The organism is Streptomyces sp. NPDC002499, assembly GCF_053595415.1.
The window spans coordinates 24,849-49,662 of record NZ_JBSFXO010000020.1 but is presented as its reverse complement, the minus strand read 5'-3'; the positions used below and the strand labels follow the sequence as shown (position 1 = coordinate 49,662).

General features: G+C 72.0%; 20 protein-coding genes. 13 read left to right on the top strand and 7 right to left on the bottom strand.

Annotation, left to right across the window (positions count from 1 at the left end):
* The first annotated feature begins 43 nt into the window (after positions 1-43).
* Positions 44-1,720, top strand: coding sequence for a protein kinase domain-containing protein (locus ACWD5F_RS43795; RefSeq protein ID WP_451261712.1), 1,677 nt, complete (start codon positions 44-46; stop codon positions 1,718-1,720).
* Between the two features lie 54 nt (positions 1,721-1,774).
* The gene (locus ACWD5F_RS43790; protein WP_451261711.1) at positions 1,775-3,394 is read left to right on the top strand and encodes a serine/threonine-protein kinase; all 1,620 of its coding nucleotides are present in this window, start codon (positions 1,775-1,777) and stop codon (positions 3,392-3,394) included.
* A gap of 12 nt (positions 3,395-3,406) precedes the next feature.
* Here ACWD5F_RS43790 and ACWD5F_RS43785 read toward each other — a convergent pair whose 3' ends face one another.
* On the bottom strand, positions 3,407-4,318 hold the full coding sequence (locus ACWD5F_RS43785; RefSeq protein ID WP_451261710.1) for an AraC family transcriptional regulator: 912 nt from the start codon (positions 4,316-4,318) through the stop codon (positions 3,407-3,409).
* 104 nt (positions 4,319-4,422) lie between these two features.
* Between ACWD5F_RS43785 and ACWD5F_RS43780 the strand changes: the two genes are divergently transcribed.
* The 5 genes from ACWD5F_RS43780 (at position 4,423) to ACWD5F_RS43760 (ending at position 12,179) form a co-directional block, all read left to right on the top strand.
* A complete protein-coding gene (locus ACWD5F_RS43780) occupies positions 4,423-5,328 on the top strand; it encodes an MBL fold metallo-hydrolase (RefSeq protein ID WP_451261709.1) in 906 nt (301 codons plus the stop codon).
* A 58-nt stretch (positions 5,329-5,386) separates the two neighbouring features.
* A complete protein-coding gene (locus ACWD5F_RS43775) occupies positions 5,387-7,213 on the top strand; it encodes a serine/threonine-protein kinase (RefSeq protein WP_451261707.1) in 1,827 nt (608 codons plus the stop codon).
* A 136-nt stretch (positions 7,214-7,349) separates the two neighbouring features.
* The gene (locus tag ACWD5F_RS43770; protein WP_451261706.1) at positions 7,350-8,978 is read left to right on the top strand and encodes a succinic semialdehyde dehydrogenase; all 1,629 of its coding nucleotides are present in this window, start codon (positions 7,350-7,352) and stop codon (positions 8,976-8,978) included.
* Between the two features lie 40 nt (positions 8,979-9,018).
* Entirely contained in the window at positions 9,019-10,797 is a 1,779-nt protein-coding gene (locus ACWD5F_RS43765) for a GMC oxidoreductase (RefSeq protein WP_451261705.1), read from the top strand.
* Positions 10,798-11,036: 239 nt separating this feature from the next.
* Positions 11,037-12,179: a hypothetical protein gene (locus ACWD5F_RS43760; RefSeq protein ID WP_451261704.1), complete on the top strand. Its 1,143-nt coding sequence runs from the start codon at positions 11,037-11,039 to the stop codon at positions 12,177-12,179.
* A gap of 599 nt (positions 12,180-12,778) precedes the next feature.
* On the opposite strand, the gene ACWD5F_RS43755 is transcribed toward ACWD5F_RS43760, so the two are convergent.
* Positions 12,779-13,111, bottom strand: a complete 333-nt coding sequence (locus ACWD5F_RS43755; RefSeq protein WP_451261763.1) for a chorismate mutase — start codon at positions 13,109-13,111, stop codon at positions 12,779-12,781.
* Between the two features lie 232 nt (positions 13,112-13,343).
* Here ACWD5F_RS43755 and guaA point away from each other — a divergent pair, with 232 nt between their 5' ends.
* The gene (guaA, locus tag ACWD5F_RS43750; RefSeq protein WP_451261703.1) at positions 13,344-14,924 is read left to right on the top strand and encodes a glutamine-hydrolyzing GMP synthase; all 1,581 of its coding nucleotides are present in this window, start codon (positions 13,344-13,346) and stop codon (positions 14,922-14,924) included.
* 34 nt (positions 14,925-14,958) lie between these two features.
* Here guaA and ACWD5F_RS43745 read toward each other — a convergent pair whose 3' ends face one another.
* Positions 14,959-15,432, bottom strand: coding sequence for a pyridoxamine 5'-phosphate oxidase family protein (locus ACWD5F_RS43745; protein WP_451261702.1), 474 nt, complete (start codon positions 15,430-15,432; stop codon positions 14,959-14,961).
* A gap of 141 nt (positions 15,433-15,573) precedes the next feature.
* On the opposite strand from ACWD5F_RS43745, the gene ACWD5F_RS43740 reads away from it, so the two are divergent.
* A complete protein-coding gene (locus ACWD5F_RS43740; RefSeq protein ID WP_451261701.1) occupies positions 15,574-16,368 on the top strand; it encodes a class II aldolase/adducin family protein in 795 nt (264 codons plus the stop codon).
* Positions 16,369-16,403: 35 nt separating this feature from the next.
* Here the strand turns inward: ACWD5F_RS43740 and ACWD5F_RS43735 are convergent, their stop codons facing one another.
* Complete coding sequence (locus ACWD5F_RS43735; RefSeq protein ID WP_451261700.1) at positions 16,404-17,300, bottom strand: DUF4429 domain-containing protein; 897 nt, start codon at positions 17,298-17,300, stop codon at positions 16,404-16,406.
* 186 nt (positions 17,301-17,486) lie between these two features.
* On the opposite strand from ACWD5F_RS43735, the gene ACWD5F_RS43730 reads away from it, so the two are divergent.
* Both ACWD5F_RS43730 and ACWD5F_RS43725 read left to right on the top strand, forming a co-directional pair.
* On the top strand, positions 17,487-18,812 hold the full coding sequence (locus tag ACWD5F_RS43730; RefSeq protein WP_451261699.1) for a hypothetical protein: 1,326 nt from the start codon (positions 17,487-17,489) through the stop codon (positions 18,810-18,812).
* A 166-nt stretch (positions 18,813-18,978) separates the two neighbouring features.
* Positions 18,979-19,509, top strand: coding sequence for a DoxX family protein (locus ACWD5F_RS43725; RefSeq protein ID WP_401713901.1), 531 nt, complete (start codon positions 18,979-18,981; stop codon positions 19,507-19,509).
* Between the two features lie 134 nt (positions 19,510-19,643).
* Here ACWD5F_RS43725 and ACWD5F_RS43720 read toward each other — a convergent pair whose 3' ends face one another.
* Entirely contained in the window at positions 19,644-19,880 is a 237-nt protein-coding gene (locus ACWD5F_RS43720; protein ID WP_451261698.1) for a hypothetical protein, read from the bottom strand.
* Positions 19,867-21,375, bottom strand: coding sequence for a PspC domain-containing protein (locus ACWD5F_RS43715; protein WP_451261697.1), 1,509 nt, complete (start codon positions 21,373-21,375; stop codon positions 19,867-19,869). The genes ACWD5F_RS43720 and ACWD5F_RS43715 overlap by 14 nt, the downstream gene beginning before the upstream one ends.
* 244 nt (positions 21,376-21,619) lie before the next feature.
* Between ACWD5F_RS43715 and ACWD5F_RS43710 the strand changes: the two genes are divergently transcribed.
* Positions 21,620-22,912: an ATP-binding protein gene (locus tag ACWD5F_RS43710; RefSeq protein ID WP_401713895.1), complete on the top strand. Its 1,293-nt coding sequence runs from the start codon at positions 21,620-21,622 to the stop codon at positions 22,910-22,912.
* Positions 22,909-23,631 (top strand): LuxR C-terminal-related transcriptional regulator, encoded by a 723-nt coding sequence (locus ACWD5F_RS43705; protein ID WP_123998235.1) that lies wholly within the window; start codon positions 22,909-22,911, stop codon positions 23,629-23,631. The genes ACWD5F_RS43710 and ACWD5F_RS43705 overlap by 4 nt, the downstream gene beginning before the upstream one ends.
* A gap of 16 nt (positions 23,632-23,647) precedes the next feature.
* On the opposite strand, the gene ACWD5F_RS43700 is transcribed toward ACWD5F_RS43705, so the two are convergent.
* On the bottom strand, positions 23,648-24,721 hold the full coding sequence (locus ACWD5F_RS43700) for an NlpC/P60 family protein (RefSeq protein ID WP_451261696.1): 1,074 nt from the start codon (positions 24,719-24,721) through the stop codon (positions 23,648-23,650).
* Positions 24,722-24,814 lie beyond the last annotated feature (93 nt).

Here is a 24,814-nt window from a genome sequence, read left to right as displayed (position 1 = left end):
GCGGCCCCGGAGCCGGTTCGTCCGGTGCGGCATGATGGGACGCATGGGGACCGAGGGGGCAGGCGTCCGCGTCATCGCGGGCCGTTACCGGCTGGAGTCGAGGCTGGGGCGCGGCGGCATGGGTGTGGTGTGGCGGGCGACCGACGAACTGCTCGGCAGGCAGGTGGCGGTCAAGGAGATACCGCTCGACCTCGACGAGACGCTCTCCGCGGAGGAGACCCGCCGCCAGCGCGACCGCACCCTGCGGGAGGGGCGTGCCGTGGCCCAGCTCCGCCACCCGCACATCATCGTCGTCCACGACGTCGTCGAGCAGGACGAACGCCCGTATCTCGTCATGGAGTTGATCGACGGCGGATCCCTGGCCGACCGGATCTCCACGCGCGGCCCGGTCGACGCCCCCGAGGCCGCGCGGATCGGCATCGCCCTGCTGAGCGCGCTCGCCGCGGCGCACGCGGCCGGTGTCCTGCACCGCGACATCAAGCCCGCCAACGTGCTGCTGGGGTCCGAGGGCGACCGGATCGTCCTCACCGACTTCGGTATCGCGCAGGTCGCGGGCGCCACGACGCTCACCGAGACCGGGGCCTTCGTCGGCTCGCCCGAGTACACGGCTCCGGAGCGGATGTCGGGGGCGCGGACCGGACCGGAGTCCGACCTGTGGTCGCTTGGCGCGCTGCTGTGCACGATCGTCAGCGGTGAGTCCCCGTTCCGGCGCGACTCGTTGGGCGGCATCCTGCACGCCGTCGTCTTCGACGAGATCCGCCCGCCGGCCCAGGCCGCCCCGCTCCTGCCCGTCGTACGGGGCCTGTTGGAGCGCGATCCGGACCGGCGCCTTGACGCGCCCCAGGCCGAGCGGATGCTGCGCGCCTATCTGGACTCCGGCCGCACGCCCCAACTGTCGCCCCGCTACACGCCGACCCGGCGGGACACGCCCACGCCGTCGCCCGCGCCGGCGACTCCTGCCCCGTCCTCCCCGACGGTGGAGACCCGGCGCTCCACCCGGGGCGTACTGGTGGCCGCCCTGCTCGTCGCCGCGACGGCCGGGGCGGGGGTGTCGGCGGCGGCGCTGCTCATGAACGGGGACGGGGACGGAGGCGGCGGGGCGCCGAAGAGTTCGGGGCCCGGGGTGTCGGTGAGCGCGACGACGGGGGCCCGTACGCCGACTTCGCACCCGTCCGCCCCGAGCACGCCGGTGAGCGGTACGCCGACAGCCGGTACGCCGACGCCGAGCGCGCCCCGCGCTTCCTCCCCCGCACCCACCGACGGGACCCACGCCTCCGCGCCCTCCGGCTACCGCGTCGCGGACGACCCCGCCGGATTCTCGCTCGCCGTCCCGGAGGGCTTCACCCGCACGCCCCAGGGCGAGCGCGTCTTCTACATGTCGCCGGGGCAGACATTCCGCCTCGGCATCAAGATTGCCGAACCCCAGGAGGGCGGCCCGCTCGGGGTGATGCGGCGCGCGGCGGCCAAGGGCCCGGACACGAACCCCGGTTACCACGACGGCCGGGTCACCGAGACCACGCACCACGAACTCCCCGCCGCCCTCTGGGAGTTCACCTGGAACGGCTTCAGCACGGCCGAGGGTCCCCGGCACACGTACGACGTGTGCTGGGAGGAGGACGGGCGGCTGTACGACGTGTGGGTGTCGGCGCCGGTCGGGAAGGTGCGGGAGGCGAAGGAGTACTTCGATGTCGCGGTGGACACGTTCGTCACGGCTCTGTGACCGCTGTGCCCGCTGTCTGGATGTGGAGCCACGTGGCGCGATATGCATGGTGACATGAGCAGCAACGGGGGATCCGGGCACCGGCCCGACGACACGACGAGTTTTGTTCTGCAACCGCCCAGTCAGGTCGTCGCCCATCCGCAGGTCGGCCCGCAGGAGCCCGGGACCGGTCGTCTCATCGCCGGGCGCTACCGGCTGCTGGCCAAGCTCGGGCACGGTGGCATGGGGACGGTGTGGCGGGCCAAGGACGAGACGGTGGACCGCGAGGTCGCCGTCAAGGAACCCCGCGTCCCCGACACACTTCCCGAACGCGAACGCGCCAACGCCTTCGAGCGGATGCGCCGTGAGGCCCGTGCCGCGGCCCGCCTCGACCATCCGGCCGTCGTGAACGTCCACGATGTGGCCGTCGTGGACGGCCAGCCGTGGATCGTCATGGAGCTGGTGCACGGCCGTTCGCTCGGCGACGCCCTCCAGGAGGGCACGCTGGACGCGCGCGAGGCGGCCAGGGTCGGCCTGGAGGTGCTCGGCGCGCTGGAGGCCGCGCACGCGGCGGGCATCCTGCACCGGGACGTCAAACCGGACAACGTGCTGCTCGGCCGGCACGGCCGGGTCGTCCTCACCGACTTCGGCATCGCCCAGATCGAGGGCGAGACGAACCTGACGGACACCGGCGGGTTCGTCGGCTCGCCCGAATACATCGCCCCCGAGCGGGTGTTGGGCCAGCGCCCCGGCCCCTCCTCCGACCTCTGGTCCCTCGGCGTCGTCCTCTACGCGGCCACGGAGGGCGTCTCGCCGTTCCGTCGCAGCAACACCCCGGCGACGCTCCAGTCGGTCCTCAACGGCACGCCGGCGCCGCCGACTTCGGCGTCAGGGCCGCTGTCCGACGTGATCACCCGCCTGCTCCACAAGGACCCGGCGCACAGACCGAACGCGGCGCAGGTCAGGGCGCTGCTGGAGGAGACGGCGAACCCGCCGACTCCCTTGCCCACACAGTCGGTTCGGGTCATCGCGCCGGGTGCCGGTGCCGGTGCCGGTGCCTGGGGCGGGCGCAGGACGTGGCTGGCGTTCGGCGCGGGAGTCGTCGCGGCGGCGGTGGTGGCGGGGGCGTCGGCGTATGTGGCGGTGGCGGATCCGTTCGGGGGGTCGGGGGGTCTGCCGGGTGGGTGGAAGGAGTACGACCTGGGCGCGAAGGTCGGTACGACGGTCGCGGTGCCCGCCGGTTTCGTGAAGGACAAGCCCGCGACGGACTCCGACGGGACCACCGTGCGGTTCAGGGACCCCAGCAGCGCGGTCTACGTCAGCGTGGACCGGGACGCCAAGGCCGACGACAAGGACAACGAGATCCCGGACTCCGCCGCGGCCAGGGCCTTCGCGGAGTGGGAGTCGCTCAAGGACGGCGAGTACTCCTGGGGCATCGGAGACACCCCCGCTCCCAAGGGCGGACCCGACGAGGCGACGTACGAGGGGCGCAAGGCGGAGGGGAACCACATCACCTACGTGGCGGCGGACTCGCAGAATCCACAGCCGCGCGAGGCCGAAGTCCGGTACTACCGGGCGACCAACGGCGACATGTACCGGCTGTGGATCGACTACCCGGGCAAGAGCTACTTCACCGACGAGGGCCGCGACATCGCCAAGTCCGTGATCGAGAACTGGCAGATCCACAACCTCTGACCCGTCCCTCCGTCACCCGCCCCGAACCCCCGCCCGATACCTCCCCGGCGTCACCCCGAACTCCCGGCTGAACGCGTGCGAGAGGGCGTACGGCGTGCTGTACCCGGTCTCGCGGGCCACGGACGCCAACGGGACGTCGGTGTCCCGCAGCAGCGCCGCCGTGCGGGTCAGCCGCCACCACGTCAGGTACGCCATCGGCGGCCGCCCCACCAGCGCCGTGAACCGCCGGGCCAGCGTCGCCCGGGAGACCCCCGCCTCGGCGGCCAACCGGTCGTTGGTCCAGGGGGCCGCCGGGTCCGAGTGCACGGCACGCAGAGCGGCCGTGGTCACCGGGTCGCTCAGCACCGCCGGCCACACACCCGTCGCCGCGTCCGACATCCACGCCCGGACCATGTAGATCAGCAGCAGATCGAGCAGGCTCGGCAGAGCGAGGCAGGAACCCGGCCGGCGCTCGTCGAGTTCGCGGGCCAACAGATCGACGGCGGCGCGGAGTTCGGGGTGCGCACCGACCCGGTTGGGCAGGTGGACGACCTCCGGCAACTCGGCCATCAGCGGATGCACACGGCTGCGGTCGAGGCGGTACTTCCCGCACAGCAACTCCACCGCACGCCCACCTCTGCCCTCACGCCCGCCCCCGACCGGCCCCCGCATCTCCTCGAACGGCACCGCCCGCCCCGTGTCCCCGGGCGCATCCGCCAGCACATGTCCCGCCCCGTGCGGCAGCAGTACGACATCGCCGGCGCCCAGTGTCACCGCCGCGCCGCCCCCGTCCGGCACCAGCCAGCAGCCGCCCGCGAGCACGACATGGAACCCCGCGCCCCCGTACGGCGCGAGCCGGGTGCACCAACTGCCCTCGACCCGCAGCCGGTTGGAGGAGGGCTGTCCGATCCGCACGGCAGAGATCGCGTCGCTCACCACGTCCATGGTCCCCAGGTTACGCGCCGACGGATCGCTGTTGAGGCTTTCGCGTATTCAGGCGAGCAGTTCAGGCATTGGGATGCTCACCCACTCCCCATAGCGTCGACGGCATGGCTGATGACAACGCACAGAGTTTCCTGATCGGCGACGTCGAACTCACCCGGGTCGTCGAATGGCAGGCGCCCTACGCCGGGACCCGGGACTTCCTCCCCACCGCCGGGCCCGAGGTGTGGCAGGCCCACCGGGACGTGCTCGTACCGGACCACTGGGAGCCCGAGACCGACCGTGCCGTGGTCGCGATCCAGACGTGGGTGCTGCGCAGCGGCGGGCGGACCGTGGTCGTGGACACCGGCGTGGGCAACGGGCGGGAACGGCCCGGCAATCCGCTGTTCCACCAGCGGCAGGGCGGCGATCTGCCGGGCAGGCTGGCGCGGGCCGGCGTGCGGCCCGAGGACGTCGACCTCGTCGTGAACACCCACGTCCACGGCGACCACGTCGGCTGGAACACCCATGACGAGGACGGGAGTTGGGTGCCCACCTTCCCCGACGCGACCTACCTCCTGCCGGCCGCGGACGACCGCCACTTCGGCCCCGACGGTGACTTCGGCGGCGGTGCGCGCCCCGACGACCGTCTGATCTACGAGGACAGCGTCGCGCCCGTGCACAAGTCCGGGCAGGCCCTGCTGTGGGACGGCGAGTACCGCATCGACGACCACCTCACCCTGGAGTCCGCTCCCGGCCACACCCCGGGCTCGGCCGTCCTGCGGATCCACTCGCGCGGCGAGCGGGCCGTCCTCGTCGGCGACCTGCTGCACAGCCCGGTCCAGATCCCGCACCCCGAGTGCAACAGCCGCTTCGACCTGGACCCCGCGCGGGCGGCCACCAGCCGCCGACGGGTGCTGGAACGGGCCGCTGACCAGGGCGAGTTGGTGATCCCCGCGCACCTCGCCGGTTCGGGCGTTGCCGAGGTGAGCCGGCGGGACGGCGCGCTGGTCTTCGCCCGCTGGACGCCGTAGCGGTCGTCACGGCCGGCCCGCGTCGACAACCGGGCGCCCCGCAGGGTACTGATGGGGCATGAGTGCAGGCGGCGAACGGACTCGCGAGGGACGGCTGCTCGGTGGGCGCTACCGGCTGACCGAGCGCATCGGCTCCGGCGGGATGGGCACTGTCTGGCGGGCGTACGACGAGCTCGTGGGCCGGGACGTCGCCGTCAAGCAGCCCCGGCTGCCCGGCGATCCCGAGGACGAGCACCGGCAGCGGGCCGCCCACCGCCTCTACCGTGAAGCCCGCGCCGCCGCCCGGGTCGAGCATCCGGCCGCCGTCTCCATCCATGACGTCGTCGTGGAGGAGGACGGACTCCCTTGGATCGTCATGGAGTTGGTCCGCGGCGAGTCCCTGCACGAACTCCTCCAGCGCGGCCCGGTCGACGCCCCCGAGGCCGCCCGTATCGGCCACGCCGTCCTCGGCGCCCTCCAGGCCGCGCACTCCGTCGGCATCGTCCACCGGGACGTCAAGCCGGCCAATGTGCTCCTGGGCACGCACGGCCGCGTCGTCCTCACCGACTTCGGCATCGCCCATGTCCAGGGCGAGGAATCCCTCACGATGAGCGGGGAGTTCATCGGTTCGCTGGAGTTCGTCGCGCCCGAGCGGATGTCGGGTCGTGGCGCGGGTCCGGCCTCCGACCTGTGGGCCCTGGGCGTGGTGCTGTTCGCGGCCGTGGAGGGCTGGTCCCCGTTCCGGCGTACGACGTTGGAGTCCACCCTCGCCGCGGTCATCGCCTCCGACCCGCCCGAGCCCAAACAGGCAGGCCCGCTCGGCTCGTTGATCACCCGTCTGCTGGCGAAGGACCCCGAGCAGCGGCCGGGCCCCGAGGAGGCGTCCGCGATCCTGGAGGCGGTGGCCGAGGGCTGGCCGGTACCGGTCGGCTCCGCCGGGGATGTGACGGACATTCAGGATGCTTCGCTGCTGAGGGAGTTCAAGGACGACGCGGGGACGGTACGGCTGGGGGCGGGGCCGGCGTCCCGTACGCCGTCGGAGTCGGCCGCACGAGCAGCGGCGGCGTCGGGGGCGGCGAGTGACGTGACGGCCGGGGGAGGACGGGCGCCCGAGCGTGCGTCGAACCCCGCCACCACGCCGGACTCCGAGGACGCCCCGCTCGCCGAGGGCACCCCGCCTGTCGAGGACCCGCCCCCTGCCGAACCGGTGACCCAGACCGTCCCCACCCCCGACACCCGCCCCCGCACCCGCCCCAGGCGCTCACCCCTCCGCCACCCCGCCCTCCTCGCCACCGCCGGGATCCTCGTCCTGGGTGGCGCCCTGCTCACCGTGCCGCGCTTCACCGCGTCCGACGACGGATCCACCACCGAGGTCACCGTCACCCGGAGCGTGGCCCCGGCAGCCTCCGGAACCGCGGCTCCGGCCCCCGCCCCCAGCCCCTCCGCCAGCACCTCCTGGATCGCCCACCGCGAGCCGGAGATGGACGCCGTCCTCTCCCTCCCCGCCGAGTACAAGGAGGCCGCCCGCGAGGGCAGCGCCGCCGACCAGCCCCGGCTCGTCGTCTACGACATCGGGCTCGTCCAGGTCCGCCTCACCCTGTGGGACAAGGCGCCCGGCACCGTGCTGGACCGTGCGCAGAAGGCGTACAACATCTGGAACGGCTACGCGCACGACGCGAGCGGCGGAGGGACCCGTACCGTCTTCCAGGGCTTGGACGCGGTCCTCTCCGACATCACCTACAACAAGGACGAGTCCCCGACCCGGGTGATCCAGCTGATCATCGCGACCGCGGACGACCGCATGTACGAGCTGCGCGTGGACATGCCCAAGGGCACGCCAAGCGAGAAGAAGGGCGCCGCCGTGTTCGAGGGCGCCAAGGACCGTCTGGTGATTGCGAAGGGCTGAACAGGGCTGTTGGTCCTTGCACAACAGCCTGATCAGCGTGTTCGTTGCCAGTCATCACTGGCGGTGTGTGTGCGGTCGGTGAAGCCGCGTTACCGACGGGTACCCAAAGCCTCCGCTCCGGCATACGCTGCCCGTCATGACGGACTCGCAGGCCCCGGAGAAGACCGGCACCACCGTTGCCGGCACCAACCCCCTCGCCCCCGCCCCCGAGGGCGCCCGCACCGCCGCGGACGTGGTCACCCCCGAGCTGGTCGCCCAGCTCACCAAGGGCGTGGCCGGTTCCGGGCGCACCGCCAACCACAGCCCCTTCACCGGCGAGAAGCTGGCCGACCTGCCGGAGTCGACGCCCGAGGACGTGGCGGAGGCCTTCGCGGCGGCCCGCGCCGCACAGGCGCTGTGGGCGCAGGTGCCGGTCCGGCAGCGCGCGGCCGTGCTGCTGCGCTTCCACGACCTGGTGCTCGCCCGCCAGGCCGAGGTCCTCGACCTCGTCCAGCTGGAGACCGGCAAGGCGCGGCTGCACGCGCACGAGGAGGTCCAGGCCGTCGCCGTCGCGGCCCGCCACTACGGCCGCAAGGCCCCCGCCTACCTCAAGCCGAAGCGGCACACCGGAGCCGTCCCGACCCTCACCAAGGTCACCGAACTGCGCCACCCGCGGGGGGTGGTGGGCCAGATCGCCCCCTGGAACTACCCCCTGGAGCTGTCGGTCGGCGACGCGCTCCCCGCCTTCGTCGCGGGCAACGCGGTCGTCATGAAGCCGGACACCGAGACCTGCCTGACCGCCCTGTGGGCCCGCGACCTCCTCGTCGAGGCCGGTCTGCCCGCCGACGTCTTCCAGGTCGTCATCGGTGAAGGACCGGTCATCGGCCCGGAGATCGTCAAGCACGCCGACTACGTCTCCTTCACCGGCTCCACCCGCACCGGCCGCGAGGTCGCGCAGGGCGCGGCGGCCCGTCTGGTCGGCGTCTCCCTCGAACTCGGCGGCAAGAACGCCATGCTGGTCCTGGAGGACGCCGACATCGAGAAGGCCGCGGCCGGCGCGGTCCGCGCCTGCTTCTCCTCCGCGGGCCAACTCTGCGTCTCCATCGAGCGGTTGTACGTCCACGAGTCGGTCGCCGACGCCTTCCTCGACCGCTTCGCCGCCCGCACGAAGGCGATGCGCCTGGGCACCTCCCTCGCCTACGGCGCCGACATGGGCTCGCTGGCCGGCGAACGCCAGCTGGAGTCCGTCACCCGTCACGTCGAGGAGGCCGTCGCCAAGGGCGCCACGCTCGTGGCCGGCGGCCGGGCCCGCCCGGACATCGGCCCGTACTTCTTCGAGCCGACCATCCTGGACGGCGTCGAGGCACCCATGGCCGTCTGCGCCGAGGAGACCTTCGGCCCGGTCGTCTCCCTCTACCGCTTCAAGACCGACGACGAGGCCGTGGAAGCCGCCAACTCCACGCCGTACGGCCTCAATTCCTCGGTCTGGACGAAGAGCGCGGCCCGCGGGCGCGAGGTCGCCGCCCGCCTGCGCACCGGCACGGTCAACGTCAACGAGGGCTACGCCTCCGCCTACGGCAGCGTCCAGTCCCCGATGGGCGGCATGAAGGACTCCGGCCTCGGCCGCCGCCACGGCTCCGAGGGCATCCTCAAGTACACCGAGGCCCAGACGATCGCCCAGCAGCGCCTGCTGCCGATGGCCCCGTCGTTCGGCATGACCGACGAGAAGTACGCCGCGTTCATGAGCACCAGCCTGAAGGCGATGAAGGCCTTCCGGCTCAGGTGACCGACGACGGCCCGCAGCGCATCTCAATGAGGAGAACACGTTGTCGCAAGATGCCTATGACTACGACGTCCTGGTCGTCGGTTCCGGCTTCGGCGGTTCCGTCACCGCCCTGCGCCTGACCGAAAAGGGCTATCGCGTCGGCGTGTTGGAAGCGGGCCGCCGTTTCACCAGGGAGTCCCTGCCCAAGAACTCCTGGGACCTCAGGAACTACCTCTGGGCCCCCAAGCTCAACATGTACGGAATCCAGCGCATCCACCTGCTGGGCAACGTCATGGTCCTCGCCGGCGCGGGCGTCGGCGGGGGCTCCCTCAACTACGCCAACACCCTGTACGTCCCGCCGAAGCCGTTCTTCGACGACCCTCAGTGGCGGGACATCACGGACTGGCAGGAGGAGTTGAAGCCGTACTACGACCAGGCGCAGCGCATGCTCGGCGTACGGCTCAACCCGACGATGACCCCGTCCGACGTCCATCTGAAGGCCGCGGCCGAGCGGATGGGCGTCGGCGACACCTTCCACATGGCCCCGGTCGGCGTCTTCTTCGGCGACGGCAAGGACGCCGAGGGGGAGTCGAAGGCGGCCCCTGGCGACCCGGTCGCGGACCCCTACTTCGGCGGCGCGGGCCCCGACCGCAAGGCCTGCACCGAGTGCGGCGAGTGCATGACCGGCTGCCGGCACGGTGCGAAGAACACCCTGAACGAGAACTACCTCTACCTCGCCGAGAAGGCGGGCGCGGTCGTCCACCCGATGACGACCGTCGTGTCGGTCACCGACGACTCGCAGGGCGGCTACGCGGTCGCCACGCTGCCCACCGACGCCCGCCGGAAATCCGCGGGCCGTACCTTCAAGGCCCGCCGGATCGTCCTCGCGGCCGGCACCTACGGCACCCAGACCCTGCTGCACAGGATGAAGGCGGGCGGCCAACTCCCTTACCTTTCCGAGAGGTTGGGCGAGCTGACCCGCACCAACTCCGAGGCGCTGGTCGGCGCCCAGACCGACAACCGCCGCTACCGAAAAGCGACGGGCGAGCCGAAGGTCGACTTCACGCGCGGAGTCGCCATCACCTCCTCGGTCCACCCGGACGAGAACACCCACATCGAGCCGGTCCGCTACGGCCGGGGCTCCAACTCGATGGGCGGCCTGTCGATCCTCCAAGTCCCGTACGCGGAGGGCTCGTCGAGGGCGCTGGCCTGGCTGCGCAACGCCACCCGCCACCCGCTCCTCGTGCTGCGCTCCCTCTCCAACCGGCAGTGGTCGGAGCGGACCATCATCGGCCTGGTGATGCAGTCGCTGGACAACTCCCTGACGACGTACCTGAAACCGGACGGCGTCGGCAAGGGGCTGCTCACCGCCCGGCAGGGTCACGGCGCCCCCAACCCCAAGCAGATCAGGGCCGCTTCGGAGGCCGCGACCGCGATCGCCGCCGAGATCAACGGCTTCGCCGGCTCGAACGTCGGCGAGCTGATGGGCACCCCGCTCACCGCCCACTTCCTCGGCGGCTGTCCGATCGGCTCCTCGCGCGAGAGCGGTGTCATCGACCCGTACCACCGGCTCTACGGCCACCCCGGCATCTCCGTCGTCGACGGCTCCGCGGTCTCGGCCAACCTGGGCGTGAACCCCTCGCTGACGATCACCGCCCAGGCCGAGCGCGCGATGTCGTTCTGGCCCAACAAGGGCGAGGCGGATCCGCGTCCGGCGCAGGGAACGGCGTACGAGCGGCTGAAGCCGGTCGAGCCGCAGGCGCCGGCCGTCCCCGCGGACGCGTTCGGCGGGCTGCGGCTGCCGTTCCTGGGGATGCCGACGGTGCCGCCGAAGAAGTAGGGGACGAAGCCGAAGCAGTGGGCGAAGCAGACGAAGTGGGGGACCTGCACCCCCCTCCGAGCGCAGGTCCCTCACTTCGTCTGTGGCTGTTGGTCCTGGTGATGAGACCGGTGCTTCTGGTGGTGTGACCGACGAGGCGCGGGAATGGTTGCCTCCGTATTCACGGAAACTTTTCGGCGTGAGTAATCGGCATGGGCATGGCTATCCTCGGCCCGTCGACCCAGCCAAGAGAGAGTCCGATGTCTGACAGACGGTCCGAAGATCCATCGGGGGACGAGCCGTCGTCCTCACCCATATCCGACGAGGTGTGGGAGCAGTTCATCCGTGACAACGAGCGGAGCATCCGCGACTCCGCTCCCAAGGAACCCTCCGCCCGGGCCCGCATGGTCACCGAGCGGCTGAAGCGCGAGGGGGCACCGCCCGAGGGCTGGCGCACCGGCCCGACCGGTACGCCGAAGAAGGGCCGTCGGCGCAAGGCGTGGGCGATCATCGGCGTACCCGTCGCGATCGCCGTGGCCGTCGTGGCGATGAAGCCGTCGCTGCTGCCGGGCGACCCCTTCGGCTCGGGTTCGGATTCGGCTGCGGGCGCCTCCTCCTCCCCGCTGCCCGCCGAGAGCACGAAGCCCACCGCGCCGCCCGTCGCGGCCGACCCGGACGTTCCCACGCTCGACGAGCCGTTCGCCGGTTCGCCCGCGCTGCGCTGGGCCGACGGCGAGGCAGGCATCGTGCTGCCGAAGGCCACGGCCCTCGGCGCGGTCTCCGAGGACCGGGTCGAACTGGCCCTCCAGCAGACCAGGAAGCTGCTCGTCGACGCGAACCTGAACCCGAAGGTGGTGGCGGGCGCCCGGCCCGAGGCCGCGCTCTCGGTGCTCGACCCCAAGCAGCCGAAGCTGATCGACGACCTGAACACCGCCCTGCGCACGCCGACCAAGGCCCACGACCCGCTGTCGATGTTCAGCCGCTTCGACCCGAGCGAGGTGCGGCTGGTCGGTGACGTGATCAAGACCCGCGGCCGGATCACCTTCAAGAAGGGCAAGTTCGACGCGGTCTCGGTGCACGCCGACTACACCTTCGTCTACCCGGTCGTGCGCACCGACGGCTCGACCGAGGTCACCCGCACCATCGTGCGCCGCGTGATCGACACCGAACTCCTCGACCCCACGCACTACAAGGTGACGCCGGGGCGGCTGAGCATCGCCAAGTACGACGAGGACGCCGGGAACTCCGCCTGCGACGTCAACGACGGTTATCTGCACCCCCAGTTCCCGTCCCAGGCCCCCTCCGCGAGTGCCACGCCGAGCGGTCCGGCGGTCGACCCGTACGACCGCAGCCGGGACATCGGCAAGGAGAGCGGGGACTGCGGCACGGTGAGCCGCACCTGACGGACCCCGTACGCGGATTCGGTACGTGGACCCCGTACACATGCGAAGGGCCCCGCGGGACGTGCGTCCGCGGGGCCCTTCTCCGTCAGCACCGACGTCAGGGCAGCGCCGGTGCCTGGGAGCGGCGCCGGGGGGTTGCGCCGCTTGTCTGTGCGCCCTGGTCGCCGCCCCGGCGCGAACCGGGCGCACGGATGGTCTCGACCTCTGGCAGTACGGAAGTACAGGGCTGTGCGATGGGCTGTACAGGTCAATACGGGGAGCTGTGGCGGGACTTGGGGCTTTCTAGGCATCGTGCTGGATGCTCGCGGCCTCCGCAACCGTTTGACCCAGGATCGTGCATATTTGCATATTCCGCCGGACGGCCCCGGGCGTCCCCGGAGCCGACCGTTCTCTTGGGTGACCGGGCTGCTGTCCCCTGCCGTCCGGTCACGACCCTGGAGCGAGGTCCCACGACACACGGCACGATCCCGTACGTCTCATCGCCCCAGCGGAGCCACGCGTGGTTCTTTCGGGCCCGCCCCTGGCTGGCACGGACATCGGGACCAACGAAGCGGTTCGCGCTGCGGTCACGGGCCGTACGGGTGAGAGGGGGCCCGAACTCAGATGCGCCCCCTGGACAGTTCGAGAAGCGTCATCGCGAGGGAGGTGCCGGGCTTGCCGAGCGCGCCGCTGTAGCGGCTGAGGATCTCGTTCTCACGGGACAGGTTCACGCGCCGGCCGCCGGACTCGATCCGGGCGTCCTGGATGACGGTGGAGACCGCCATCCGTTCCTGGATCAGGCCGATGATCCGGTCGTCCAGCGCGTCGATGCGCTCCCGGGCGCCGGTGATCACGTCGGCGGCCTCGGGGGTGTGCGCGCCGGTCTGCTCCGCTGCGGTGGCGGTCATGTCTGGGCTCCTCGTCGGATGCGGTGCGGAGCCCCGGAGCGGCAAGGTCCGGAAAACCACAGGCGCCCCGGACCTTGTCGGCCCGGGGCGCCTGGGAAGTCGCTTGTCAGTTGCTCAAGCAGCACGACCATGGCAGCCGGTGGGCCGGTTGCCATAGGTAAAGAGGAAGGTCGGGTGCGTGAGCATGGGCGCCAGTATGCCACGGGACCGGGCCGGGGCGGGCCTCGGTAGAATCGGCGTACGCACAAGACCCCCGCCCCACCGCCGGAAGGCTCCCGTGTCACCAGCGACCCCTACTGCCGCCGCCCCCGACACCGTCCTGGTCGTCGACTTCGGCGCGCAGTACGCCCAGCTCATCGCCCGTCGCGTCCGTGAGGCCCGGGTCTACAGCGAGATCGTGCCGAGCACCATGCCGGTCGCGGAGATGCTCGCCAAGAACCCGGCGGCGATCATCCTCTCCGGCGGCCCGTCCTCGGTGTACGCGGAGGGCGCCCCGCGCCTGGACCGCGCGCTCTTCGACGCCGGCGTCCCCGTCTTCGGCATGTGCTACGGCTTCCAGCTGATGGCGACCACCCTCGGCGGCACGGTCGACAACACCGGGGCCCGCGAGTACGGCCGGACCCCGCTGCACGTCTCCCGGTCGTCCTCCACCCTCTTCGAGGGCACCCCGGACGAGCAGTCGGTGTGGATGTCGCACGGCGACGCCTGCTCGGCCGCCCCCGAGGGCTTCTCGGTCACGGCCTCCACGGACGTCGTCCCGGTCGCCGCCTTCGAGAACGACGAGAAGAAGCTCTACGGCGTCCAGTACCACCCCGAGGTCATGCACTCCACGCACGGCCAGCAGGTCCTGGAGCACTTCCTGTACCGGGGCGCGGGCCTCACCCCGTCCTGGACCACCGGCAACGTGATCGACGAGCAGGTCGCCGCGATCCGCGAGCAGGTCGGCGACAAGCGCGCCATCTGCGGCCTGTCCGGCGGTGTCGACTCCGCCGTGGCGGCGGCCCTCGTCCAGAAGGCGATCGGCTCCCAGCTGACCTGCGTGTACGTCGACCACGGTCTGATGCGCAAGGGCGAGACCGAGCAGGTCGAGAAGGACTTCGTGGCCGCGACCGGCGTCCAGCTGAAGGTCGTGGACGCGGAGGAGCGCTTCCTCACCGCGCTCGCCGGGGTCTCGGACCCCGAGGAGAAGCGGAAGATCATCGGCCGCGAGTTCATCCGCGTCTTCGAGCAGGCCCAGGCCGAGATCATCGCGGACGAGGGCCCCGAGGTCGCGTTCCTGGTGCAGGGCACGCTCTACCCGGACGTCGTCGAGTCCGGCGGCGGCACGGGCACGGCGAACATCAAGTCGCACCACAACGTCGGCGGCCTGCCGGAAGACCTCGAGTTCAAGCTGATCGAGCCGCTGCGCAAGCTGTTCAAGGACGAGGTCCGGATGGTCGGCCAGGAGCTGGGCCTGCCGGACGAGATCGTCCAGCGTCAGCCCTTCCCCGGCCCCGGCCTCGGCATCAGGATCGTCGGCGAGGTCACCAAGGACCGCCTCGACCTGCTCCGCGAGGCCGACGCCATCGCCCGCGAGGAGCTGACCGCGGCCGGCCTGGACCGCGAGATCTGGCAGTGCCCGGTGGTCCTGCTCGCGGACGTCCGCAGCGTCGGCGTCCAGGGCGACGGCCGCACCTACGGCCACCCGATCGTCCTGCGCCCGGTCTCCTCCGAGGACGCCATGACGGCCGACTGGTCGCGGCTGCCGTACGACGTCCTCGCGAGGATCTCGACCCGGATCACGAACGAGGTCGCCGACGTCAACCGGGTCGTCCTCGACATCACGAGCAAGCCGCCGGGGACCATCGAGTGGGAGTAGAACCCCTGTTCACAGGGGTCAGGGTTGAGGGGGCTCAGGTCCGCTTGAGCGTGCGCAGCGGCTCTCCGGGCTGCCAGATCTCGACGACGAGGTACTTCTCGTCCTCGACGTAGGTCCGTACGACCTCCGTCAACTCGGTGCGGAAGAGGTGGAACGGCTCCGGCGGTTCCACCTCCCGCACGTACGCCGCCTTCGCCGCCCCGTCCTCGACCTCCACCGCCCGGCCGCCGACGCGGATGTCCCCGCCGGCCATGCCGGTGCCCTCGCCGGGGTTGGTCTGGAGCGCGAAGCGGGGGTCCCGGCGCAGGTCGAGGGCCTTGAGCGAACCCGGCATCATCCCGAACCACAGCTCACCGGCCAGGAAGCGCACCTCCAGGCCGCTGGTGCGCGGGGAGCCGTCCGCGCGCAGGGTGGCCAGGACGTGGTGGACATGGCCGGCGAAGCGCTCCTCGGCGGTCCGCGCCAGCTCGGGTTCGGCGCTGCGGAAGGCGGCCCAGTTCGATGTCATACGCCGATCGTCGCCCGTAAACCCGACATCTTCTGTCGTGATTCGGTCGCGTGCGTCATCTTTACATCACAACCCTGTTCTCCTGCGCTGACCGACGGTAACTTCCGCCCTTTAGAACACCCCAGTGCCGGAGGACCACACATGCACGGGCCGACCCCACCGCTGCCGCTCCCCACGGATCGGCTGCGCTTCGCCATGCCGCCCATGCACGAGTCGCTCGACGACGAGCGCCGGCACCGCAAGGAGCGGCTCGCGGGCGCGCTGCGGATCTTCGGACGGCTCGGCTTCGAGGACGGTGTGTCGGGGCACATAACGGCCCGCGACCCCGAGTACAGCGACTGCTTCTGGGTCAATCCGTTCGGCATGCCGTTCAAGCACGTCACCGTGAGCGACCTCGTCATGGCCAACTCCGACGGTCAGGTCATCGAGGGCCGCTACCACGTCAACCAGGCCGCCTTCACCGTGCACGCCCAGGTCCACGCGGCCCGCCCCGACGTCGTCGCCGTCGCCCACTGCCACTCCGTGCACGGCCGCGCCCTGTCCGCACTCGGCGACCTCCTCGACCCCATCACCCAGGAGAGCTGCGCCTTCTACGAGGACCACGCGCTGTACGACGCCTACACCGGCGTCGCCGTCGACGCCGACGAGGGCCGCCGGATCGCCGCCGCGTTGGGCTCCCGCAAGGCGCTCGTGCTGCGCAACCACGGGCTGCTGACGGTCGGCGACTCGGTGGACGCGGCGGCCTGGTGGTTCCTGTCCATGGAACGCTCCAGCCAGGTCCAGCTCACCGCCAAGGCGGCCGGCCGCCCGCTCCTCATCGACCACAAACTGGCCGTCGCCACCCGCGAACAGCTCGGCGGCGACCTGGTGGCGTGGATCAACTACCAGCCCGTCTGGCAGGACATCAGCCGCAGTGAGCCGGATCTGCTGAGTTGACGGTCCCGGAGCCGGCGGACGGCGTGCGGGCGGGCTCAGAAACCGCGCAGCACCGCCGCCTTCGTCATCGCGAACTCCTCGTCCGTCAGCACCCCGTCCCGGTACAGCTCGCCCAACTCCCGCAGCCTGCGCAGCAGTACGTCGTGATGGTCCGACTGCGCCGGCACGGCCGCCGCCAACTGCGGCCGCTCCTGGTCGTGGTCCGAGAGATCGCCGCCGGCACGGGTGGACGGGTGCGGGAGCCGGGCGGTGACGGCGGTGGCGATCAGCGCCGTGAGCAGGTCACGGCGGGTACTGCCCCACAGATCGAGGGCGTACGGATCCTTCTCCGGCGGCAGTTTGGAGAACACCGTCTCCCGGGTCACGAAGCGCAGAAAACCGTCCTCGTAGCCGGAGTTGGGCAGCCACTCCACCTGCACGAGGTCGCCGAGGGCGATGATCCGCGGCCCGGTCGCCCGCTTGACCCGGTCGGAGGTGTCGGACCAGTCGAGCCGCACCTGGGTGCCGTCGAAGGAGACGGTCCCGTCGGAGGAGCGCACCGAGACCGGCACCGGCGGCCCCGGCAGCAGATACGCCTTGGTCGGATCCTTCGGGATCCGGTCCAGCATCAGGGCCTGGCGGATCTCCTCCGCGATGTACTCGGCGACCCCGGAACGGTCCACGTCCACCAGCAGCCGGTACGGGTCGGCCGCCTCCGGCAGCCGCCCGCCGGTGGCCTGCAACAGCGGGTCGGCGCCCTCGCGCAGCCGCAACCGCAGCCGCCCGCGCTTGCGTTCGGGTTCAAGGACCACGCCCGCGACGGCTTCGAGGGGCACCGCGACCTCTCCGTAGGTCTGCCGGAACAGTGGCACGGAGCGGTGGAGACCCGGCGTGATCCTGACCGTGGTGCCGTCGAAGGCCCAGGTCCCGTCCCGCTGGATGATCTCGGCCATAGGGAAATTCTCGCAGCCGGGTCAACACTGCGGTCCGGGCTTCACCCGCCTCGACCAGACCTGCCGGACGCGGACGGGGTGGCGTAGGGCACAATGCGCTGTCATCACGCGGGACTTGCAAGGCGGCGGCCGGCACTCGGTCGGGGCCGCCGGTCGATGGGGTTGTGGGGAAGGCGGGCGTCGGGCGTGGCGGTGCAGGAGGCGAGAGGGGGCGCGGACGCGAGCGCCGGCCGGACGGGATACGGAACAGTGCCGGGCGGTGCTCCCGGCGGCGCGCACGGGGGTGGCTGCACCTGCGGGGACTGCCCGCACGGGGCGCGCGAGGGACACCGGCGCGCGGTCGCCGAATTCCTGCTGCTGCGCGAGGGGTTCGCCGCCGGACAGGGGCTGCCCGCCGCGGTGGCCCACTCGGCCCAGGCCTCCCGGCAGTGGGTCTCCGAGGAACTGACCCAGTCCGCGGGGCTGGTCGCCGAACGCGGCCGCGCCGAGGGCGAGGCCTGGCTGGCCTGTCTGTGGCGCCGGGCCGTGTTCACGGTGTGGGCCCTGGTCCTGACGCTTCTGCTGGTGCAGGCCCTCACGGCGATCGGCGCCGGCTGGACCGCCGCGCGCACCGCCGGACTGCTCGCCGCGCTGCTCGTGGCCGGCGCCCTGACCGCCGCGTCCTGGTTCCACCGGACGCGCGGTGGCGTACTGGCCCCGATCATCGGCGAGGACAACCGCCTCTCCACCTCCCGCACGGTCGCCGCGGTCTGGGTCCTGTTCGTCGTCTACGCCGTACTGGTGCTGGTCGGCCGGCTGGCCGCCGCGTCCGACCACGCGCAGCGCGACACCCTCATCTCCGGGCTCGAACTCGCCCGCGGCGCCGGGGTGGTGACCGTCCTCGCCGTGGTCTGCGCGATCGCCGTACTGGTCCGCCGGGTCGTCGGCCTGCGCGTGCTCGGCCAGCGACTCCAGAAGGTACGGGCGGACCGGCCCCGCGCGGCCGACCTGCTGACCGACGACTCCGGCCGGGGCACCTTCGCCGACATCCAGTACACCGTGATCAGCGCCGTCGCCGTGGTCTTCGCCGCCGTACGCCTGGCCCGCCGCCCGGACCAACTCCCCGACCTGCCCTGGGGTCTGGCCGTGGTCGTCCTCGTCTCCGCCGCCACCTACGTGGCCGGCAAGTACGCCGAGGGCGGGCGTCCGGTGATCCTCTCCGTGGTCCGCTCCCGCGAGGCCGGCGACCTCGACGCGCCCATCCGCACCGGCGACGACATCGAGATCCGGGGCGCCGGTTTCGTACCGCCGGGCGCGCAGGGCGCCGACCGGCTGTCCCGGATGGTCGTCCGGATCGGCGCGGTCCACGTCCATGTACCGCTGGTCCCGGTGGCCGGCGGCTTCCGCAACCCGACGGACGCGGTCCTGACCGTGCCGGTGCCGGCGGACGTGGAACCGGGGCGGGTGGAGGTCCAGGTGGTCACCGCGGCCGGGGTGGAGACCAACCGTTACGCGATCGACGTCACGGACTGACCAGGACCGACCAGGACTGACGCGGTCCGACAAGGACCGATACGTACGGGCGCCGGGCGTGTGTGCCCCGGCTCGAAATTCTGCACGAACGGATTGAGCGCTCCGCCCCTTACGTACGTATGGTCTTTGAAGGGGTCTTTGGCATGGCGGGCGAGAGGCGACGGCTATGACTTACGGCACGCGTACGGATATGCAAACCCCCTATCTCGACGAGGGCCCGAGCTGGCGGGACACCGCGACCCGATACGCCCTCCTCCCTCTCCGTGTGTTCCTCGGCGTCACGTTCATCTACGCCGGGTTGGACAAACTCACCGACAGCGCTTTCCTCAAGGACTCCGGCTCCGGTTCCGTCGGCGAGATGATGCGCGCCGTACGGGACTCCTCGGCCATCCCGGCCATGGTCGACATGGCCCTGAAGAACCCGGTCGGCTTCGGCTATGCCATCGCCTTCGGTGAACTCGCCGTCGGCATCGGCACCCTGATCGGGCTCCTGGCCCGGCTCGCCGCCTTCGGCGGAGCGCTGATCTCCCTCAGCCTGTGGCTGACCGTGAGCTGGGGCTCGGACCCCTACTACTACGGCAACGACCTGGCCTACCTGATGGCCTGGCTCCCGCTGGTTCTCGCGGGCGCGTCCGTGTTCTCCCTGGACGCGGCCCTGCGAGCGAGGCGGAGGCAACGTGCGGGCGGATACCGGTAGGTCCGTCCGGCCGGCGGGGACATCGGCCGAGGTGTGGGTGGGGCAGGTCCGTCGTCGGCCTGCCCCGTCGGCGTGCGGCGAGGCGGTGGCCGCCGGGGCGGGCCGTCCCGACAGGCCGGCCTCGGCGACCTGAGTCAGGCCGGTATGTCCTGGCGGGGCTCGGTGACTTTTCGTGGTGCCCGGCGGCGGCGTACCGCCCGGGTCAGGACGCTGGTCGCGCCGGCCAGGAAGAGGCCGACCGTGAGGAGCGGGATGATCGCGAACCACGGGGTGTCCCAGAGGCCGCCCGCGTCGCCGGCGTAGACGACACCCGCGAGGGCGAGGGCGAGGCCCGCGATCAGTTTGCCGGGCTGGAACTCATGACGTGGCACGGCTCACCTCCGCCTGTCCGAGGCCGACCTGGATGTCGATGTCGAGCGTGCCGGCGTTCTTGCCGCCCGTGACGGGTTTCAGGGTCACTACCTTGTGCTTGTCCGGCGCCACGTCCACGTCCTTCTGCTCGTCACCCGGCAATTGGATGTCGCCCACCCCCACGTCGATGCTCAGCCTCACGGTCGCGTCCTTCGGCACGATCACCTTCACCCGGCCCGCGCCGATCTCCGCCTCCGTCTCGACCGTCTGCCCCTTTGCCACGTGCACCCCGCTGAGGTCCAGCGTGCCGACCCCGGAGCCCAGGTTGTACTTCGCCCGCACGTCGGCCGCCGAGGCGGGCTGCCAGGTCGTGCGGATCCAGTGCGTGTCGATGTCCTTCGGGAGCGCGACCGAGCCGGCGAGCAGCGCCGCCGTGATGATCGCGAGGAAGATCGAGCCCGCGCCCGTGCGTCCCCGGACCGCGCTGACCGCGATGCCGAGGCCGAAGACGATCAGCGCGCAGGCCAGACCGGTCTGGAGGCTGGTGCCCAGGGCGTGGTCCTCCCAGGTCCCGGCGGTGCCCAGGCCGCCCGCGAGAAGGGCCAGCAGGAACACCCAGCCGCCGATCCAGCGCGACCCGCGCTGCCTCGGTGCCGGGACCTGCGGGGCGCGTATGTCCGCGCGGCTGCGCCAGGTGGAACCCAGGCTGATGTTGACCGCCGCCGCGATGTCCCGGTCGCGGGAGTCCTGGGGGCCCCAGAGATAGCCGGTGCCCCCCACGTGCGTGCCGTCCTTGACGATCGGGTCCCGCCACCAGGAGGGGTACGCGGCGGGGACCGGCGGCGCCTGGGCCTCCGGCGGGGCGTCGGCGGCGGCCTGGGCGGCGAGCGGGTCGGGGTCGTGGTTGCCGCGCTGCCGCGACCAGTACCCCGCGCCCGCGAGGAGCAGGGAGAGGACGACGGCGAAGGTCATCACCCCGCCGTTGGCCACCATCGTCAGGAACACTCCGCAGCCGACCAGCGCGAACAGCACCGCGGTCAGCGCCTGGCCGTCCACCCGGCCGGTGAGGAGCTTGCGGACCTCGTTCTCCTCCTCGTCCTCGTACGGGACCAGCAGCCAGGCGAACCCGTAGAAGATCAGGCCGATACCGCCGGTCGCGGAGAGCACGGCGAGCGTGATCCGGAAGATCACCGGGTCCATGTCGCACTGCCGCCCCAGCCCCGCGCACACGCCCGCGAGCATTTTGTAGTCGCGGTCGCGCCGGAACCTGCGGGACGCGTCGCCGACCTCGCCAGACCTGCTCACGCCGTCCGCGGCGGGCTCAGCGGCGGAGGCCGACGCCTGAGCCTGCGCGGGCCCGGACCCAGCCCGTCGCCCCGGTCGGGGCCCCGCCCCCGCGTCCGCCGTGGGTGGGGCGTCCGCGGCGGGCACGGCATCCTGCGGCCCGGCGCCCGCAGCGGGGCGCGGGCCGGAGCCGGGTCCCGGACCCGTCGCGGCGCGCTCGTGATCTGTCATGTGTCCATGGTGACGGGCGCGACGCGACGACGGCAGCCCGTACGACCCTGGCCGGACCCTGATTTCGCCCCTGACCCGAGGCCGGGGAAGCGTTCGACCGGCCCGGATCGCGGGGGCCGGGCCGGGATTCCGGGGGCGATCCCGACCCGACGCCGAAGATCACCCGACCCGGCGCCGAAGATCAGGGGAGTCTCCGGGGTCGACCCTGATGCTCTGCCGGCCTGGTCATGTGACCATCGATGCCATGCCGGAAGCCGCAGCAGCGCCCCTCGTCGAACCGCGGCCGCCGCGCAAGCTCTACCGCAGCAGTGACGGACGCTGGCTCGGTGGTGTGGCGCGGGGGCTCGCCGGGCATCTCGGGCTGCCCGTGATCTGGGTGCGGCTCGTGTTCGTCGGGCTGTTCATGGCGGACGGGCTCGGCGCGCTGCTCTACGCCGCGTTCTGGTTCTTCGTGCCGCTCGGCATCGGGGGCGTGGCCGGGCAGCGGCCGCCGTCGCTGGTCTCGACCGAGACCTCGCCGGACGGTCGGCGAAGGCTGGTCGCCCGGCGCCCCGACAAGGGGCAGATCGTCGCGCTGCTCCTCATGGTCGTCGTGGCCATGGTCTTCGTCGGCAGCGTGAATCTGGGCAACGGCGCGAAGGCCTACCTGTGGCCCGTCGTCCTCGTCGGCGCGGGCGTCGCCCTGGTCTGGCGCCAGGCGGACAACGCGCGGCGGGCCCGCTGGGCCGAGGTCGGCCGCCGCAAGCGCACCCTGCGGCTGCTGCGTGCCGCCGGCGGTGTCCTCCTCGTCACGGCCGGCGTCACCGGCATCTTCGTCCTCCAGGGTTCCGCCGCCCACCTCGGTTCCGTCCTCCAGGCGGCGCTCGCGGTGCTGGTGGGGATAACGCTCCTCGCCGGCCCCTACCTCGTCCGCATGACCCAGGACCTCTCCGAGGAGCGCCTGATGCGCATCCGCGCCCAGGAGCGCGCCGAGGTCGCCGCCCACGTCCACGACTCGGTCCTGCACACCCTCACCCTGATCCAGCGCAACGCGGAGAACGCGAGCGAGGTGCGCCGCCTCGCCCGCGCCCAGGAGCGCGACCTGCGCACCTGGCTCTACAAACCGGAGGGCACCGGCAAGGACGAGGCCGACGAACCCACCACCCTGGCCGACGCGGTGCGCCGCAACGCGGCCGAGGTGGAGGACAAGCACGGCGTCCCCATAGAGGTCGTCATCGTCGGCGACTGCGAGCTCGACGACCGCACGGGAGCACAGATGCAGGCCGCGCGCGAGGCAATGGTGAACGCGGCCAAGTACGGTGGCGAGGGCGGCGCGGTCCAGGTCTACGCCGAGGTCGAAGGAAAGACGGTCTTCGTGTCCGTCCGGGACCGCGGGCCGGGCTTCGACCCGGACTCGATACCCGCCGACCGGATGGGTGTCAGAGAATCGATCATCGGCCGCATGGAACGCCACGGCGGAACAGCCAGGCTGCGCGCGGTGCCTGACGGCGGCACAGAGGTCGAGCTGGAGATGGAGAGGGCGGAGATGACGTCATGAGCGACCCGACCGAGGCGAACCCGGAGCGCACGGAACAGGCGGCCGGCGGCGCGGGGGAGCGCCACGTACGCGTGGTCCTCGTCGACGACCACCGCATGTTCCGTACCGGCGTACAGGCCGAGATCGGCCAGACGGCACAGACCGGCGTCGAGGTCGTCGGCGAGGCCGCGGACGTCGACCAGGCGGTCACGGTCATCACCGCGACCCGCCCCGAGGTCGTCCTCCTGGACGTCCACCTGCCGGGCGGCGGCGGGGTCGAAGTCCTGCGCCGCTGCGCCCCGTTGATGGCCGACGCCGAGCAGCCGGTGCGCTTCCTCGCGCTGTCCGTGTCGGACGCGGCGGAGGACGTCATCGGCGTGATCCGTGGCGGCGCGCGCGGATACGTGACCAAGACGATCACGGGCACGGACCTGGTCAACTCCATCTTCCGGGTCCAGGAGGGCGACGCCGTCTTCTCCCCGAGGCTGGCCGGGTTCGTCCTCGACGCCTTCGCCTCCACGGACGCCCCGCCGGTCGACGAGGACCTCGACCGCCTCACCCAGCGCGAGCGGGAGGTGCTGCGGCTCATCGCCCGGGGCTACGCCTACAAGGAGATCGCCAAGCAGCTGTTCATCTCGGTGAAGACGGTCGAGTCGCACGTCTCGGCGGTGCTGCGGAAGCTCCAGTTGTCCAACCGGCACGAGTTGACGCGATGGGCCACGGCACGACGGCTGGTGTGACGGGTCGATCCGGGGTTCACACCACGCGCGTGGCGCCCGCGAACGGCATCTCGTCGATGGGCGCGATCCGCACCGGCGCCGAGGGGTTCGGCGCGTGGATCATCTGGCCCTTGCCGATGTAGATGCCGACGTGACTGATGCCTGAGTAGAAGAACACCAGGTCGCCCGGGAGCAGTTCGGAGCGGGTGACGCGGCGGCCGGCGCCGATCTGGGCGTAGGTCGTGCGGGGCACGGAGACGCCCGCGGAGCGGTACGCGGCCTGCACCAGGCCCGAGCAGTCGAAGGCGTCCGGCCCGGTCGCGCCCCAGACGTAGGGGCTGCCGAGTTTGGCGTAGGCGTACGAGACGGCCGCCGAGGCACGGGAGTTGGGGGCCGCGGCCGTGGCGGAGGAGGGGGCCTCCAGAGCGGTCCGGGCGCCCGAGGAGGACCGGGACGCGCGGTCCGAGCCGGCTCCCGTGCCCTCCTCGAACTGGGCGCGCTCGGCGGGCGACAGCTCCGACAGCAGCCGCTTGGCGGCGTCCAGCTTCCCGGTGATCGCCTTCTTGTGGCGGCTCTGCTCCGCCTGCCGTGACCGCAGCGCGGCCAGCTCGACGCGCGCGGCCCCGCGCAGTTGCTCGATCTCCCGCAGCTCCTCGCGGACGCCCGCGACCGCCGCGGCCTGCCGGGTGCCGGTCCGGTCGACGAACTCGGCGCCGTCGAGGTAGCGGTCGGGGTCGTCGGACAGCGCGAGTTGCAGCGCCGGGTCCAGACCGCCGTCGCGGTACTGGGCGGCGGCCATCGAACCCAGCGACGCACGCGCCGTGTTGAGCTTGTCCGTCTTGCGGGCGGCCTCGTCCCGCAGGGTGCCGAGACGGTGCTCGGCGGAGTCCGCCTTCTCCTTCGCCCCGTTGTACTTCTCGGTGGCCTTCTCCGCCTCCTGGTACAGCTGGTCCACCTTCGCCTTGACCTGCGTCGGCGTCAGTTTCGGCTCCGCGTGTCCCGTCCCGTCGAAGGCCGTCGCGGTCGCCGCGCCCGCCAGGGCGATGGTGAAGGCGGTGCGGGCCGTACTGCCGCCGGCCGAACGCCGGCCGGGCTTTCGGTGCGCTGCCAAGTGGACTGCACGTCCTTTCGTACGACCGCTCTCACACGTCCGGCGGCGGCCCGCACAGGGGGAGCGGGCCGCCGCCGGACCTTCTCGGCGGTG

Excerpts from the sequence above, each read along its gene's own strand:
- ACWD5F_RS43795 (WP_451261712.1), top strand. The coding sequence starts at position 44 with ATGGGGACCGAGGGGGCAGGCGTCCGCGTCATCGCGGGCCGTTACCGG.
- ACWD5F_RS43790 (WP_451261711.1), top strand. The coding sequence starts at position 1,775 with ATGAGCAGCAACGGGGGATCCGGGCACCGGCCCGACGACACGACGAGT.
- ACWD5F_RS43785 (WP_451261710.1), bottom strand. The coding sequence starts at position 4,318 with ATGGACGTGGTGAGCGACGCGATCTCTGCCGTGCGGATCGGACAGCCC.
- ACWD5F_RS43780 (WP_451261709.1), top strand. The coding sequence starts at position 4,423 with ATGGCTGATGACAACGCACAGAGTTTCCTGATCGGCGACGTCGAACTC.
- ACWD5F_RS43775 (WP_451261707.1), top strand. The coding sequence starts at position 5,387 with ATGAGTGCAGGCGGCGAACGGACTCGCGAGGGACGGCTGCTCGGTGGG.
- ACWD5F_RS43770 (WP_451261706.1), top strand. The coding sequence starts at position 7,350 with ATGACGGACTCGCAGGCCCCGGAGAAGACCGGCACCACCGTTGCCGGC.
- ACWD5F_RS43760 (WP_451261704.1), top strand. The coding sequence starts at position 11,037 with ATGTCTGACAGACGGTCCGAAGATCCATCGGGGGACGAGCCGTCGTCC.
- ACWD5F_RS43745 (WP_451261702.1), bottom strand. The coding sequence starts at position 15,432 with ATGACATCGAACTGGGCCGCCTTCCGCAGCGCCGAACCCGAGCTGGCG.
- ACWD5F_RS43740 (WP_451261701.1), top strand. The coding sequence starts at position 15,574 with ATGCACGGGCCGACCCCACCGCTGCCGCTCCCCACGGATCGGCTGCGC.
- ACWD5F_RS43735 (WP_451261700.1), bottom strand. The coding sequence starts at position 17,300 with ATGGCCGAGATCATCCAGCGGGACGGGACCTGGGCCTTCGACGGCACC.
- ACWD5F_RS43725 (WP_401713901.1), top strand. The coding sequence starts at position 18,979 with ATGACTTACGGCACGCGTACGGATATGCAAACCCCCTATCTCGACGAG.
- ACWD5F_RS43715 (WP_451261697.1), bottom strand. The coding sequence starts at position 21,375 with ATGACAGATCACGAGCGCGCCGCGACGGGTCCGGGACCCGGCTCCGGC.
- ACWD5F_RS43710 (WP_401713895.1), top strand. The coding sequence starts at position 21,620 with ATGCCGGAAGCCGCAGCAGCGCCCCTCGTCGAACCGCGGCCGCCGCGC.
- ACWD5F_RS43705 (WP_123998235.1), top strand. The coding sequence starts at position 22,909 with ATGAGCGACCCGACCGAGGCGAACCCGGAGCGCACGGAACAGGCGGCC.